The organism is Kitasatospora sp. NBC_00458, assembly GCF_036013975.1.
Taxonomy (GTDB): domain Bacteria; phylum Actinomycetota; class Actinomycetes; order Streptomycetales; family Streptomycetaceae; genus Kitasatospora.
The window spans coordinates 1,287,565-1,302,636 of record NZ_CP107904.1; the positions used below are offsets into that span (position 1 = coordinate 1,287,565).

Below are 15,072 nucleotides of genomic sequence, written 5' to 3' on the forward strand. Positions count from 1 at the left end.
AGCATAGTCCCTGCAACAGCTAGACCGGTTTAGTAAGACAGGTTCTGAAACTCGGCGCAATCCCCGAAGCACCCCCGGCGCACCACCCGAAACACCTCCGGCACCCCCGGGCGAGCACCCCCGAAAGCACCCCGAACAAGCACCCCGAACAGCACCCCCGACGATGCATCCCCCACCCATTCCCCAGGACCGGGAGACCCTCATGCGAAGAATCCGGGCGGCAGTGACGACGGCGGCGCTGGCCGCCACCGTGCTCACCGGCTGCGGACTCGGCTCCGACGGCAGGAGCGACGACGGCGCGGCGGGCGCCGCGGCGACCGGCGAGGTCAAGGGCAAGGTCTCGCTCCAGACCTGGTCGCTGAAGCCGAAGTTCACCGACTACGTGCAGGGCGTGATCGACGGCTTCGAGAAGCAGCACCCGGGCGTCGAGGTCGAGTGGCTGGACCAGCCGGGCGACGGCTACTCCGCCAAGGTGCTCAGCCAGGCCGCCGCCGGCACCCTGCCCGACGTGGTCAACCTCCCGCCGGACTTCGCCCTCCCGCTCGCCCGGCAGAACCTGCTGCTCGACGCCGCCAAGGCCGACCCGAAACTCGCCGACGAGTACGTGGCCGGCGGCGTCGACGCCTACCGGTTCGCCGGTCTGGACGGCACCTACGGCTACCCGTGGTACCTCAACACCGATGTGAACTACTGGAACTCGGAGCTGCTGGCCAAGTACGGGCTGGACCCGAAGAACCTCCCCGGCAGCCTCGACGAACTGATCGCCCAGGCCCGGATCATGAAGGAGAGGTCCGGCGGCTCGACCTACCTGATGAGCCGCAAGCCGGGCCTCGGCGACCTCGTCAACGCCGGCGTCAAGGTGATGTCGGACGACGGCAGGTCGTTCACCTTCAACACCCCCGAGGCCGCCGCGCTGCTGGACAAGTACCGCGCCGCGTTCAAGGACGGCCTGCTGCCGAACGACATCCTCACCAACACCTACGCCGGCAACTCCAAGCTCTTCAACGCGGGCACGGTGGCCTGGACCACCGGCGGCGGCAACCTCATCACCAGCCTCGCCGTCGACAACCCGACCCTGGCCCCGAAGATCGTCTCCTCCCCGGCGACGGGCACCCCGCCGCTCTACGTGCAGGGCCTGTCCATCCCGAAGAGCACCAAGAACCCGGCCGCCGCCGTGGCCCTGGCCCGCTGGGTCACCAGTGCCGAGAACCAGGCCGAGTTCGCACACCTGACCAGCATCTTCCCGTCCACCAGGGCCTCGTCCGGCGACCCGTTCTTCAGCAGGGGCGACGGCACCAACGCGGGCGACGCCAAGGTCGTCGCGTTCACCTCGCTCGCCAAGGCGAAGATCATCCAGCCCGTCCAGGTGGACGACGCGATGAGCACGATCATCAACCAGCAGTTCGCCCTGGCGATCAGCGGGGACACGAGTTCGAAGCAGGCCCTGGACACCGCCGTCGAGCGGTGCAACCGGCTGCTCAAGGGCTGATCCCGCCCCCGGACCCACCGGTACCGACGGAGCGGCGGCACCCCCGCGCCGCCGCCCGCCGGGAACGACCCGCACCGCACGCCCCAGGAAGGCATCGGCATGACCCACCGGCGTTGGTTCACCCCCTGGCTGCTCGCCGGGCCCGCGATAGTCTGGCTGGCCGTCTTCAACCTCTGGCCGGCGATCAACACGGTGATCCTCTCGTTCACCAATGCCAAGCCCCTGGGCGGCGGGCACTTCACCGGCCTCGACAACTACGAACGGGCCTTCAGCGACGAGCAGTTGGCCGACGCCCTGCTCAACAGCACGGTCTACCTGCTGATCTGCCTGCCGCTGCTGACCCTGCTGCCGCTGCTGCTCGCCCTGCTGGTCCAGCGCAGGATCCCCGGCATCACCGTCTTCCGCACCGCCTTCTACTCCCCCGTCGTCGCCTCCGCCGTCGTGGTGGCCCTGATCTGGGGCTGGGTGCTGGACGACCGCGGCCTCGTCAACGGCCTGCTCCGGCAGACCGGACTGGCCGACTCCCCGGTCCCCTTCCTCACCGACCGCTGGCTGCTGCTGTTCAGCGCGATCGCCCTGACCACCTGGAAGGGCCTCGGCTACTACATGGTGATCTACCTGTCCGCGCTCGCCAACGTCGGACGCGAGCTGCACGAGGCCGCCGCCGTCGACGGCGCGAGCCCGCTGCGCCGGTTCTGGCACGTCACCCTGCCCGGCGTGCGGCCGACCATGGTGCTGGTCTCGGTGCTCGTCTCGGTCTCCGCGCTGCGGGTCTTCTCCGAGCTGTACGTGCTCTCCAACGGCACCGGCGGCCCCGGCGGGCGCGACATGTCGGTGGTCATGCTGATCCAGATGTACAGCCGGGGCTTCACCGGGCACCTGGGCTACGCGTCGGCGCTCAGCCTGCTGCTCTTCTTCATCACCCTCGGCCCGATGCTGCTGCTGACGCGCCTGAACCGGAAGGCGGCCTGAACCCGTGACCCGCACCGCCGCCGCCGTCCCGCCGGCCGCGCCCTCCCCCGCCGGCACCGCCCCCCGCAGCGCCGGTCGCGGCGCCGGGACCGGCCGCACCCGACGGCCCCGCACCTTCGACAACCCCGGCCCGCTCCGGACGACGGGGCGCTACCTGCTCCTCGTCGCCGTCCTGCTGCTGGTCATCGGCCCGTTCCTCTGGCAGCTCTCGACCTCGCTCAAGGGCCCGGGCGAGGACGTCTACACCGCGACCCCCGGTTTCTTCCCGAAGGACCTCACCTTCTCCAACTACGGCAAGGTCGCGGACACCATCCCGGTCTGGACCTACGCCGCCAACTCGCTGGTCGTCGCCGCGATCGCGATCCTCGGCAACGTGGTCGGCTGCACCCTGGCCGGCTACGCGCTCGCCAAGCTGCGGTTCCGCGGCGCCAGGCTGCTCCTCGGCCTCCTCCTCGCCACCCTGATCCTGCCCGGCGAGGCCACCATCGTCTCCCAGTACGTCACCGTGCGGGGCCTCGGCCTGGCCGACACGCTCACCGGCGTCGCCCTGCCCGGCGCGATCGCGATGCTGAACGTGCTGCTGATGCGCACCGCCTTCGCCGCCGTGCCGCCCGAGCTGGACCAGGCCGCGCTGGTCGACGGCGCCAACGTCTGGCAGCGCCTGTGGCACGTCGGCCTGCCGAACGTGCGCGGCATGCTCAGCGTGATCGTGATCTTCACCTTCATCGGCGCCTGGGACGACTTCCTCTGGCCGCTGATCGTGCTCAACGACCCGCAGAAGTACACGCTGACCGTCGGACTGCAGTACCTGAACGGCACGTTCACCACCAACCCGCGGCTGATCGCCGCCGGCACCATGATCGCGTTCGTGCCGATCGTCGTGGTCTTCGCCGTCTGCCAGCGGTTCTTCTTCAAGGGCGTGGAGGAGGGAGCCGTCAAGGGATAGCCCCGCCCGCCCGACCCGTCGCCGACCCGTCGCAGCCCGACCCCCGTCGCCGCCCCGACCGCCCCGCGACGGCCGCACCCACGAGGAAGCCCACCGAGCATGACCGCCTCCCGGCCCGCCTCCCCGGCCACCGCCCCCCTCCCCCGGCCCGCCGCCGCCCCGCGGTTCGGCGTCAACTACACGCCCACCGAGGGCTGGTTCCACCACTGGCTCGACTTCGACCTCGACGCCGTCCGCGCCGACCTCGACTCGATCGCCGCGCTCGGCCTGGACCACGTCCGGGTCTTCCCGATCTGGCCGGTCTTCCAGCCCAACCGCACGCTGATCCGCCCGCGCGCCGTCGAGCAGCTCACCGCCCTGGTGGACGCGGCCGCCGAGCGGGGCCTGGACGTCGCGGTGGACGGCCTCCAGGGCCACCTCTCCAGCTTCGACTTCCAGCCCTCGTGGACCCAGACCTGGCACCGGCGGAACGTCTTCACCGACCCGGACGTGCTCGACGGCCAGGCCGCGTACCTGCGCACCCTGGCCGCCGCCCTCGCCGACCGGCCCAACTTCCTGGGCATGACGGTCGGCAACGAGGTCAACCAGTTCTCCGGCGAGCCGCACCCCGACCCGGACCGGGCCACCCCCGCGCAGGTCGAGGCCTGGCTGCACCGGATGGTCGGCGCCTGCGAGGAGGGCGCGCCCGGCCGCCTCCACCTGCACGCCTCCTACGACGCCGCCTGGTACCTGGACGAGCACCCGTTCACCCCGTGGCACTCGGCCCGGATCGGCGCCGCCACCGCCGTGCACTCCTGGGTGTTCAACGGCACCGCCCAGCGCTACGGCGCCCGCTCCACCGCCTCCGACCAGCACGCCGCCTACCTCGTCGAACTGTCGAAGGCCTGGGCGCGGGACCCGCACCGCCCGGTCTGGCTCCAGGAAGTCGGCGCGCCGGCCCCGCACATCACCGCCGGGGACGCCGCCCGGTTCACCGGCGCCACGGTCGCGGCCGTCCTGGACTGCCCCGACCTGTGGGGCGTCACCTGGTGGTGCTCGCACGACGTGGACCGCGCGCTGGCCGACTTCCCCGAGCTGGAGTACAGCCTGGGCCTGCTCACCACCGACCGGCGGGTCAAGCCGGCCGGCGCCAGGCTGGCCGCCGCCGTCGCCGCGCTGCGCGAGGACTGGCGGGCGCCGGCCCCGCGGACCACGGCGGTGGTGGTCGCCACCGGCGACGAGGTCACCGCGCCCAAGCGCTCGGTCTGCGGCCCGGGCGGCCCCGTCTTCGAGGCGTTCATGCGCCTCGCCGGGGCGGGCGCCCGCCCGACCGCGGTCCTCGCCGAGCACGCCGAGGACCCCGCCCACCTGACCGCCCGGGGCATCACCGAGGTCGTCCACCCGGACGACGTACGCTGACGCCACCTCCCACGTCCGTTCCCCTCAGTCGCACAACGGAGTCCGCTGACATGCACGATGACCGCAGCCTGGTCGAAGCCCGCCTCAAGCGCGTCCTGGAGGAGCGCATCCGTCCGGCGGTCCACCCCGAGTCCGTCCCGCTCTCGGTCTCGATCTGGACGGCTCCCGGCGAGCCCGTCCCGGTCGCCGAGGGGCTGGCCGCGCCCCGCACGCCGATCGCCGTCGGCGAGGCCTGGGGCGCGCCGTGGGGCACCAGCTGGATCACCGTGGCCGGCACCGTGCCGGAGGCCTGGGCCGGGCGGACGGTCGAGGCGCTGATCGACCTCGGCTTCGACGCCAACATGCCGGGCTTCCAGTGCGAGGGCCTGGTCTACCGGCCGGACGGCACCCCGGTGAAGGGCCTCAACCCGCAGAACCAGTGGGTGCGGATCGCCGCCCCGGCGGCCGGCGGCGAGCAGGTGCTGCTGCACGTCGAGGCCGCCTCCAACCCGGTCATCCTGGACTACCACCCCTTCCTTCCCACCGAGTTGGGCGACCGGGAGACCGCCGGGGCGGAGCCGCAGTACAAGCTGGAGCGGATGGACCTCGCCGTCTTCGACGAGACCGTCTGGCAGCTGGTGATGGACCTGGAGGTGCTCGGCGAGCTGATGGCCGAGCTGCCGGACGACGGCGCCCGCCGCTGGGAGATCCTGCGCGCCGTCGAGCGGGCGCTCGACGCGGTCGACCTCCAGGACGTCAACGGCACTGCGGCGGCGGCCCGTTCGCTGCTCACCGAGGTGCTGGCCGCGCCCGCCGCACCGTCCGCGCACCGGATCAGCGCGATCGGCCACGCCCACATCGACTCCGCCTGGCTCTGGCCGCTGCGCGAGACGGTCCGCAAGGTGGCCCGCACCACCGCCAACATGACCGCGCTGCTGGAGGACGAGCCGGACTTCCTCTACACCATGTCCCAGGCGCAGCAGTTCGCCTGGATCAAGGAGCACCGCCCCGAGGTGTACGCCCGGGTGAAGAAGGCGGTCGCGGACGGCCGCTTCGTACCGGCCGGCGGCATGTGGGTGGAGTCGGACACCAACATGCCGTCCTCCGAGGCGATGGCCCGTCAGTTCGTGCACGGCAAGCGGTTCTTCCTGGAGGAGTTCGGGGTCGAGAACCAGGAGGCGTGGCTCCCGGACACCTTCGGCTTCACCGGCGGCCTGCCGCAGATCATCCGCAACGCGGGCTCCAAGTGGCTGCTCACGCAGAAGATCTCCTGGAGCCAGGTCAACAGGTTCCCGCACCACACCTTCCTCTGGGAGGGCATCGACGGGACCAGGGTCTTCACCCACTTCCCGCCCGTGGACACGTACAACTGCTCGATGAAGGGCAGCGAGATCGCCCACGCGGCGAGGAACTTCAAGGACAAGGGCGTCGCCCGGCACTCGCTCGCGCCGACCGGCTGGGGCGACGGCGGCGGCGGCACCACCCGTGAGATGGTCGCCAAGGCGGCCCGGCTGCGCGACCTGGAGGGCTCGGCCACGGTGCGCTGGGAGCGGCCGGCCGAGTTCTTCGAGAAGGCCGAGGCCGAGTACCCGAAGCCGCCGGTCTGGGTGGGCGAGCTGTACCTGGAGCTGCACCGGGCCACCCTCACCAGCCAGGCGAGGACCAAGCAGGGCAACCGGCGCAGCGAGAACCTGCTGCGCGAGGCCGAACTCTGGTGCGCCACTGCGGCGTTGCGCAACGGCCACCCGTACCCGTACGAGCAGCTGGACCGGATCTGGAAGACCGTGCTGCTGCACCAGTTCCACGACATCCTGCCCGGCTCGTCGATCGCCTGGGTGCACCGCGAGGCCGAGGCCACCTACGCGGGTCTGGCCGCGGAGCTGGAGGCGCTGATCGGTGGGGCCCAGCAGGCGCTGGCCGGGGACCCGGCGGGCGGGCGCGAGCTGGCCTTCAACGGCGCGCCACACGGCCGTTCGGCGGTCCCGGCCGGCGGGGCCGCCCCGGTGGCGGCGGTCGGCGTGGACAGCGCGGTCGGCACCGACGGCGCGGACGGCGGCTGCACGGTGACGGCCCGCGACGGTGGCGGCTTCGTCCTGGACAACGGCCTGCTGTCGGTGGCCGTGGACGGCGACGGCCTGGTGGTCTCGGTGGTCGACGCGGCGAGCGGCCGGGAGACGGTCGCCCCCGGCGGCCGGGCCAACCTGCTCCAGCTGCACCCCGACTTCCCGAACATGTGGGACGCCTGGGACGTCGACCAGTTCTACCGCAACACCGTGACCGACCTGGTCGGGGCGGACGAGGTCGCGGTGGCCGCCGCCTCCCCCGGCGAGGCGGCGGTCCGGGTCGCCCGGTCCTTCGGTTCGTCCACGGTCGTCCAGACGCTGACCCTGCGGGCCGGTTCGCGGCGCCTGGACATCGACACCGAGGTCGACTGGCACGAGACCGAGAAGTTCCTCAAGGCGGCCTTCCCGCTGGACGTGCACACCGAGCGGTACGCGGCCGAGACCCAGTTCGGCCACCAGTTCCGCCCGACCCACACCAACACGAGCTGGGAGGCGGCCAAGTTCGAGGCCTGCAACCACCGCTTCGTCCACCTGGAGGAGCCGGGCTGGGGCGTCGCGCTGGTCACCCCTTCGACGTACGGCCACGACGTCACCCGGACGGTGCGCGAGGAGGACGGCGGGACCACCACCACGGTCCGGTTCTCGCTGCTGCGCGCACCGCGCTTCCCCGACCCGCGCACCGACCAGGGCGTGCACCGGTTCCGGCACGCGCTGGTGCCGGGCGCGGCGATCGCCGACGCGGTCCGCGAGGGGTACGCCGTCGGCCTCCCGGAGCGCCGGGTGACCGGCTCCGCGGAGGTGGTCCGGCCGCTGGTGGAGCTGGACGACGACGCGATCGTGGTCAGCGCCGTCAAGCTCGCCGACGACGGCAGCGGCGACCTGGTGGTGCGGGTCTACGAGGCGGTCGGCGGGCGTGCCCGGGGTCGGCTGGCCACCTCGTTCCCGCTGGCCGCCGCGGTGCCCTGCGACCTGCTGGAGCGCCCGTGGGACGGGACGCGCGGCGAGGTCGCGGTGGACGGCGACGGCGTCGCGCTCGGCCTGCGGCCGTTCGAACTGGTGACCCTGAGGCTGACGCCCTCGGCCTGATCCTGTTTCCTGTCCCTGGCGTCCCTTCGCCGTCCTGATCGATCGCCCCCGCCCGCGACCCGGGCGGGGGCCCGCGCCCCGCCCGGAGCCACCCGCCATGACCGCCGCCACGCCGTCCGCCGCCACGCCGCCCCCCGCCACCGACGCGGCCACCGCGCCCGCACCGGACGCCGGACCGATCCCGGGCGACGCCGCCCCGGCCGCGGGACCGCTGTTCGCCGCGCTCGACATCGGCGGGACGAAGATCGCCGGTGCGCTCGTCGACCCGACCGGCGCGCTCACCCACCGGATCCAGCTCCCCACTCCCGCACGGGAGTCCGGCGCCGCCGTGCTGGCCGTCGTGCACCGGGTGCTGGACCACCTGGCCGCCACGCCCGGGTGGGCCGCCGCCGTCGCCGTCGGGATCGGCAGCGCGGGCCCGGTGGACCTCGTGCGGGGCACCGTCAGCCCGGTCAACATCCCCGGCTGGCGCGACTTCCCGCTCACCGCGGAGGTCGCCGCGCACCCCGCCGTCGGACCGCGCTCCGTCGCCCTGGCCGGGGACGGCGTGGCGATGGCCGCCGCCGAGCACTGGCGCGGCGCGGCACGCGGCGCCGGCAACGCGCTCTGCCTGGTCGTCTCCACGGGCGTCGGCGCCGGGCTGGTGCTGGACGGCGCCGTCCGCCCCGGCCCCAGCGGCAACGCCGGCCACCTCGGCCACATCACCGTCGACCTCGACGGCGAGCCCTGCCCCTGCGGCTCGCGCGGCTGCCTGGAGGGCATCGCCAGCGGTACCGCGATCGCCCGCCACGCCCTCGCCGCGGGCTGGCGGCCCGCCGGGGAGGACCGCTCCGCCCGCGCCGTCGCCGCCGACGCGCTGGCCGGCCACCCGGTCGCGGCGGCCGCGTTCGACCGGGCCGCGCAGGCACTGGCCGCCGGGATCGCCGCCACCGCCACCCTGGTGGACCTGCACCGGGTGGTGATCGGCGGCGGGGTCGCCGCCGCCGGCCCCGCCCTCTTCGAACCGCTCGCCCGCCACCTGGACCGGTACGCCGTGCTGCCCTACGTTCGTGGTCTCGACGTCCGCCGCGCCGAACTCGGCACCGACGCGGGCCTGATCGGCGCCGCCGCGCTCTGCCGCTGACCCGCCCCTGGGAGCATCCGCATGCCCGTCCAGCCGTCACCCGGCCGCCCCTCCTCCGTGCCCGCCCCGGCCGCGCCGCGGCCGTCCGCCCTCGCACCGCCCGCCGTTCCCCCGTTCGTCCCGCTCGCCAACCCCGTGCGGGACTACGCGTGGGGCTCCACCACCGCCATCCCCGCGCTCACCGGCACCCCGCCGACCGGCGCACCGCAGGCGGAGCTCTGGATGGGCGCCCACCCCTCGGCGCCCTCCCTGCTCGACACCGGCCGGGGCCCGCGCCCGCTGGACCGCCTGATCGCCGACGCCCCGGCCGAGTTGCTCGGGCCCGACACCGTCCGGCGGTTCGGCCCCCGGCTCCCCTTCCTGTTCAAGGTGCTGGCCGCCGACCGGGCGCTCTCCCTCCAGGTCCACCCCACCCGCGCGCAGGCCGAGGCCGGCTGGGACGCCGAGGAGTCCCGCGGGGTGCCGGCCGACGCCCCCGAGCGGGTCTTCAAGGACCGTGACCACAAGCCCGAACTGATCTGCGCACTGGGCGACTTCGAGGCACTCTGCGGGTTCCGCCCGGCCGGTGCCACGGCCGCGCTGTTCGACCGGCTGGCCGTGCCGCCGCTCGCCCCGTGGGCCGCCGCGCTCCGGGACCGGCCCGCGGCCGAGGTGCTGCCCGCACTGCTGCGGCACGTCCTGGCGGACGCCCGCCCCGGCCCGGCCGACCTCGCCGCCGTCACCGCCGCACTGCACCGGACCGCCGCGGAGGGCGGGCCGTTCGCCGAAGCCTGCGCCGGGTACGCGCGGGCCGCCGGCGACTACCCGGGGGACCCGGGGCTGATCGCCGCGCTGCTGCTGAACCACGTCCGGCTCCGGGCCGGCGAGGCGCTCGCTCTGGACGCCGGGGTGCCGCACGCCTACCTGCGCGGCGTGGGCGTGGAGCTGATGGCCAACTCGGACAACGTGCTGCGGTGCGGCCTCACCGCCAAGCACATCGACGTGGACGGCCTGCTGGCGGTGACCGCGTTCCGCACCGGCGAACCGCCCGTCCTGACCGCGCACGCCCCGGAGGGCAACGGTGCCGCGACCGGGGACCGCACCGCGACCGGGATCGGGATCGGGATCGGGATCGAGGAGCAATTCCCCTCACCCGCCGCCGAGTTCCGTCTGTCGATGCTGCGGCCCACCGCCGCACCCGCCCGGATCGACCTGGCGGACGCCCCGCAGATCCTCCTCTGCACCGCCGGCCGCGCCCGTCTCCGCACCCCCGCCGGCCACGCCCTCGACCTCCCCCGGGGCCGAAGCGCCTACCTCCGCCCCGGCACCGACCCCGTCCATCTCACGGGCCCTGGCGCGGAGCTCTTCCGCGCCACCGTCGGCGACTGAGGGGCGGTACGCGCCGCACCCGCCGGCCCGGGCCCCAGGCCCCGGACCGCCCACCGCCCACGCCCGCTGCAGCCGCTGCGGACCACCCCTTGCACAGGAAGAAGCCCCAGTCGACTTCCTGTGCCCGGCGTCGGCCCGCGCGGTGGCGCGGCACGTGCGGTGGCCCGGCCGCCCTACGACAGCCCGGACCGTGGAACGGCCCGGCCCGTGCGGCGGCTGGACGTGCGGCGGCTCAGCGCCCGCGGTGCCGGTACGACCCGACCGGGACGCTCCGGGTCAGCGCACCGAGGCCCGGCAGGCGCCGGCGGGGGCGGTGGTGGGTCGGCACGGGCGCGGCCACCGGACCGCGCGGCGACTTCACCGCGACCCTGGACGGCGGCGTCGGGCCCTCGCCCTTCGACCCGTCGGCGATCGGACCCTCCGCCGTCGGCGTCCCCGGCTGGAACGCCGAGAGGAAGCGCCGCTCGGACGGGCTGAGCGTGCGGGACCGGCCGGACGCCTCGTCCCGCGCGACCACCACCGTCCGCGCCCGCATATACGTCCGCGGGTCGCGGCACACATTCACCACGACGTGCGCGGAACTGCGCCCCAGTCGTTCGACGGTCAACCGGACCAGCAATGGCTCCGGCTGGTGGTACAGCTGTTCCAGGTAATCGATCTCGTGCCGGGCGATCAGGAATCCGGACGGAAATAGCGATTCCCGGACGGCGACCGCGTGGTGGCAGAAGAGGTCGTAAATTCCCTCCTGTACGTAGGAGACCAGCCGGGCGTTGTTGATGTGCCCGTTCTCGTCCACGTCGCTCCACCGGGTGGGGCAGGCCAGGACGTGCGCGTTGGCGTGCGCCGCGTGCGTGTGCGGCGCGCTCACCGCTGCTTCGGCCCGGCGTCGCCCCGACCGGTGGCGACAGCACCGGCGGGCAGCAGCGCCCGCTGCAACCTCGCGTAGTAGACGGCGTGTTCGGACGCCATCCGGGCGGCGGTCCACCCTTCCTCGGCGGCCTCGGCGGCCGCCTGGACGACCAGGCTGTCGAGCACCCCGTCGACGGCGCGGCAGAGCTCCGCCACCGCCGCGAGACGCTCGGGGACGTCGGCCCCGCAGGCCGCGTCACGGGCCGGGAACGCGGCGAGCGAGTCCACGGCGAGCCGCAGTTCGTCGACGGTGTCCGACCGGTTTTCCGAAAGGCAATTGCGCACGGTTTTCTCCCGAAACGGATACGGCATTGTCTGATGTTCGAACCCAGTGAGTGGTTCGAGTCCCCCCGGCGCCATGGACGCTATCCCAGCCCGGGCACCTCGCGGATGGTTTCCGGAACCACAGCGGAAACTGACCACCATTGGAGTAGTTTGCCGCTGCATAAAATCAGCCGCATCCACCGAATGCCAGCGCGGTCCCATAGTCCCACCGGTCACCGCTCCGGTCCCGCCGGTCATCCGCCGCTCCCCCAACTGGTCCACCAGCGCGCCTTGTAGAGCCAGGCGCCGGGCAACCTCCGGACGGCGTCCGGGTGGTGCAGCGAGAGCACCGAAGTGCACCAGGAACAAGGGCCCTCGTGGTCCGGGGCGGCTATGAGCAGCCGCCCCGAGCCGGGCTCGTCGCCGATGCTCTTGACGTCCCGTTCGGCCTGCCCGCCGCCCAGCCGGACCGGCGCGAACCGGTCCGTCGCCGGATCGAACCGCCACAGGTGCCCGGCCGTGCTCACCCAGAACCTCCCGGGCGTGGCGAGCACCGGAGCCAGGTCGTGCCCGCCCCGCTCCGGCAGCGGCAGCGCCCGCACGGCGGTCAGCGTCGGCGCCGCCGCCGTACCGCCCACCCGCAGCGCGGTGAGCGTGTCGTCCCCGAGCGCCCAGAGCAGCCCGGTCCGCCGGTCCCAGTGCACACCGTGCGCCCCCGGCAGCCTGAACTCGGCGTGCACCGCGCTCCGCGGCCCCTGCGAGGCGGTGTAGAGCCGGACCCACCCGCCGGTGGAGGCGGCCACCGCGACGTTCCCGTCCGGCAGCAGCTCCGCACTGTGCGGATTGGCCTGCGGACCGGTGTCGACCGCCCACGCGGCGGCGCCGGTCACGGTGTCGACCACCGCCGCCAGACCGCCCGAGGCGGTCGTGACCAGGTACCGCCGGCCGTGCCGCACACGACTCTTCGCCTCGTCCGGCTCGGACCAACTCCGTTCCGGCCGAAGGTCGTCGAGGTCCGGCGCGGTGTCCGCCGACCACGACCAGACCACCGGCAGCCGCTCCGGCCCCCGGTACGCCATCAGGTCCTCGGCGCTCTGCAGCACCAGCACCCGCCGCGACGCCTGGTCGACCACGGCGACCGCCCACCCGGGCCCCGCCGACGCCGGCGCGGTCGGCACCGCCGCCGCGGCCGCCGCCAGGACCGCCACACCCACCGCCACCCGCCTCGTCCGCATCCGCCTCACCTCCACCGTCCGCCAGGGCCGTTCCGTGTGGACCGGCGGCCGTGCGCCCGTGCGGCGGCCCGGGCTTCCAACGCCCGGGCCGCTCCACGGACAAACGGCCCAGGACGCGTCGGCGAGGTCCCGCCCGGTCCGGCGGGACCTCGCCAACACGTCCTAGCGACCACCGTCCGGTCTCCTTCCCCGGGCCGCCAGCGGGCAGGCGCCGACCGGCCTATCCGCTCCCCCCGGGCCACCTCCGCGCCAGGGGCCCGCTACCGCCCTCCGGCGTACCCGGCCGGGCCGTCCGCCCCCGCGATCGGCCATACTGTGACGGTGCTGCTCACCTTCATCGCAGAAGTCGCGGACGAACCACTGCTGCTGGACCCGGCCGACCGCCACGCGGAGACCGAGACCAACACCTGGTGGCTCTCCACCGACGTCGAGGACCGCGCGGCGCTCTCGATTGAGGAGGTCGTCGCCGCCTTCGGCCGGACCGCCGACGCCCTGCGGGCCCGGGTCGCCGCCTCCGGCCACCGCGGCCCGGCGACGTTCTACGTCTGGCACGACGACGTGGCGGGCCAGCTGCGCTGCTCCACCGGCTCGGTGCCCCGCACCGGGCTGCCGTTCGGCGGCGCCCACGTGCCGACCGACGCGCTCGGGCCGATCGTCGCGGACTTCCTCGCGGACCGCGATCCGGGCGTGGTCCACTGCACGGACGACGCGCCCGGCACCGACGACACCCCGCCCCCACCCTTCCCGGTCTGGGTCGCCGACCTCGGCACCCCCGAAGCCTGACCCCCGGCCCGCTGCGCCCTAGCGGCCGGCGACCAGGTCGCCGAGGCGGGCCAGCGGGGAGGTGGTGGGGCGGCCGGCGGACTCCTGCCGGTCGGCGGCGTGGTAGACGGCGTAGAGGGCGTGCACGCCGAGCCAGCGGAGCGGCTCGGGCTCCCAGCGGCGGACGGTGTGGCCGACCCACGGCAGCCGGGTCAGCTCGGTGTCGTGGCCGAGGACGAGGTCGCGCAGGGTCCGCCCGGCCAGGTTGGCGGTGGTCACCCCGCTGCCGACGTACCCGCCGGCCCAGCCCAGACCGGTGCGCCGGTCCAGGTCGACGGTGGCGCACCAGTCCCGGGGCACGCCGAGCACGCCTGCCCAGGCGTGGTCGATCCGGGCGGCGCGCGCGGCGGGGAAGAAGGCGTGCAGGATCTCCCGGAGCTGCCGGACGGTCGCCTCCTGGGTGGTGCCGTCGGTGTCGGTCCGGGAGCCGAAGCGGTAGGGCACGCCCCGCCCGCCGAGCGCGATCCGGTCGTCGGCCGTGCGCTGCGCGTACATGTACGCGTGGGCGAAGTCCCCGAGCAGCTCGCGCCCCTCCCAGCCGGTCCCGGCCCAGAAGGACGGCGGCAGCGGCTCGGTGGCGATCATCGCGGAGTTCATCGGCAGCCAGGTGCGCCGTTCCCCGGCGAGTCCGGCGGTGAAGCCCTCGGTGGCGCGCAGCACGTACTGGGCGGTGACGGTGCCGTGCGGGGTGGCCGCGCTCGGCCGGCCACCGGCCCGGCCACCGGCGCCGGTCCCGGCCCGGATCGCGGTGACCGGGGTCCCCTCGTACACCGCGACGCCCAGGCCCTCCACCGCCCGGGCCAGCCCGGCCGCCAGTGCGGCGGGCTGCACGCGCGCGCCGTACGGGCTCCACACCCCGCCGAGCACGCCCTCGACCCGCAGCCGCGCCCGGGTCTGCGCCGCGTCCAACTCCTCGACCCGGCCGGGCCCGTAGGTGCGCTCGGCCGCCGCGAACTCCTTCAGCCGGGCCAGCTGGGCCGGAGTCCGGGCCACCTCCAGCACGCCGCCCCGGACGAGGTCCGCGTCGATCCCCTCGGCGGCCAGCGTGTCGGCGACCTCGCCGACGGCGGCGTCCATCACCCGCTGCATCGCGGCGGCCCGCTCCCGGCCGTACCGCCGGGCGAAGGCCCCGCGTCCGGCGAACCCGTTGTACAGCCACCCGCCGTTGCGGCCGGACGCGCCGTACCCGCAGAACCGCGCCTCCAGCACGGCGATCCGCAGCCCGGGGTCGGCCTTCTTCAGGTGGTACGCCGTCCAGAGCCCGGTGTAGCCGCCGCCCACCACGCACACGTCGACGTCGAGGTCCCCGGGCAGGGCCGGCCGCGCCTCGGGCAGTCCCCGCCGCCCCCACCAGAACGACACCCCGCCGTTCGCACCCGCAACGCCAGACGACACGTCCCCGACCTCCACTCACGCCG

At 74.5% G+C, this 15,072-nt stretch carries 12 protein-coding genes; 8 read left to right on the forward strand and 4 right to left on the reverse strand.

Annotation, left to right across the window (positions count from 1 at the left end; all coding sequences use genetic code 11):
- Nucleotides 1-202 precede the first annotated feature (202 nt).
- From OG550_RS04355 to manA, 7 genes are all read left to right on the forward strand, one after another.
- Nucleotides 203-1,489: an ABC transporter substrate-binding protein gene (locus OG550_RS04355; RefSeq protein WP_327674695.1), complete on the forward strand. Its 1,287-nt coding sequence runs from the start codon at nucleotides 203-205 to the stop codon at nucleotides 1,487-1,489.
- Between the two features lie 99 nt (nucleotides 1,490-1,588).
- Nucleotides 1,589-2,461, forward strand: a complete 873-nt coding sequence (locus OG550_RS04360; protein WP_327674697.1) for a carbohydrate ABC transporter permease — start codon at nucleotides 1,589-1,591, stop codon at nucleotides 2,459-2,461.
- A 4-nt stretch (nucleotides 2,462-2,465) separates the two neighbouring features.
- Complete coding sequence (locus tag OG550_RS04365; protein WP_327674699.1) at nucleotides 2,466-3,407, forward strand: carbohydrate ABC transporter permease; 942 nt, start codon at nucleotides 2,466-2,468, stop codon at nucleotides 3,405-3,407.
- Nucleotides 3,408-3,506: 99 nt separating this feature from the next.
- Nucleotides 3,507-4,805, forward strand: a complete 1,299-nt coding sequence (locus tag OG550_RS04370; RefSeq protein WP_327674701.1) for a glycoside hydrolase 5 family protein — start codon at nucleotides 3,507-3,509, stop codon at nucleotides 4,803-4,805.
- 50 nt (nucleotides 4,806-4,855) lie between these two features.
- Nucleotides 4,856-7,933: an alpha-mannosidase gene (locus tag OG550_RS04375; RefSeq protein WP_327674703.1), complete on the forward strand. Its 3,078-nt coding sequence runs from the start codon at nucleotides 4,856-4,858 to the stop codon at nucleotides 7,931-7,933.
- Between the two features lie 97 nt (nucleotides 7,934-8,030).
- Nucleotides 8,031-9,056, forward strand: a complete 1,026-nt coding sequence (locus tag OG550_RS04380) for an ROK family protein (protein WP_327674705.1) — start codon at nucleotides 8,031-8,033, stop codon at nucleotides 9,054-9,056.
- Between the two features lie 21 nt (nucleotides 9,057-9,077).
- Nucleotides 9,078-10,424: a mannose-6-phosphate isomerase, class I gene (gene manA, locus OG550_RS04385; RefSeq protein WP_327674707.1), complete on the forward strand. Its 1,347-nt coding sequence runs from the start codon at nucleotides 9,078-9,080 to the stop codon at nucleotides 10,422-10,424.
- A 232-nt stretch (nucleotides 10,425-10,656) separates the two neighbouring features.
- On the opposite strand, the gene OG550_RS04390 is transcribed toward manA, so the two are convergent.
- The 3 genes from OG550_RS04390 to OG550_RS04400 form a co-directional block, all read right to left on the reverse strand.
- Nucleotides 10,657-11,292 (reverse strand): acyl-CoA thioesterase, encoded by a 636-nt coding sequence (locus tag OG550_RS04390; protein WP_327674709.1) that lies wholly within the window; start codon nucleotides 11,290-11,292, stop codon nucleotides 10,657-10,659.
- The gene (locus OG550_RS04395) at nucleotides 11,289-11,618 is read right to left on the reverse strand and encodes a hypothetical protein (RefSeq protein WP_327674711.1); all 330 of its coding nucleotides are present in this window, start codon (nucleotides 11,616-11,618) and stop codon (nucleotides 11,289-11,291) included. Before OG550_RS04395 ends, OG550_RS04390 begins: the two co-directional genes overlap by 4 nt.
- 233 nt (nucleotides 11,619-11,851) lie before the next feature.
- A complete protein-coding gene (locus OG550_RS04400) occupies nucleotides 11,852-12,832 on the reverse strand; it encodes a DUF6528 family protein (RefSeq protein WP_327674713.1) in 981 nt (326 codons plus the stop codon).
- Between the two features lie 321 nt (nucleotides 12,833-13,153).
- Between OG550_RS04400 and OG550_RS04405 the strand changes: the two genes are divergently transcribed.
- A complete protein-coding gene (locus OG550_RS04405; RefSeq protein ID WP_327674715.1) occupies nucleotides 13,154-13,615 on the forward strand; it encodes a hypothetical protein in 462 nt (153 codons plus the stop codon).
- Between the two features lie 18 nt (nucleotides 13,616-13,633).
- Here the strand turns inward: OG550_RS04405 and OG550_RS04410 are convergent, their stop codons facing one another.
- Complete coding sequence (locus tag OG550_RS04410) at nucleotides 13,634-15,049, reverse strand: NAD(P)/FAD-dependent oxidoreductase (protein ID WP_327674716.1); 1,416 nt, start codon at nucleotides 15,047-15,049, stop codon at nucleotides 13,634-13,636.
- Nucleotides 15,050-15,072: the final 23 nt, after the last annotated feature.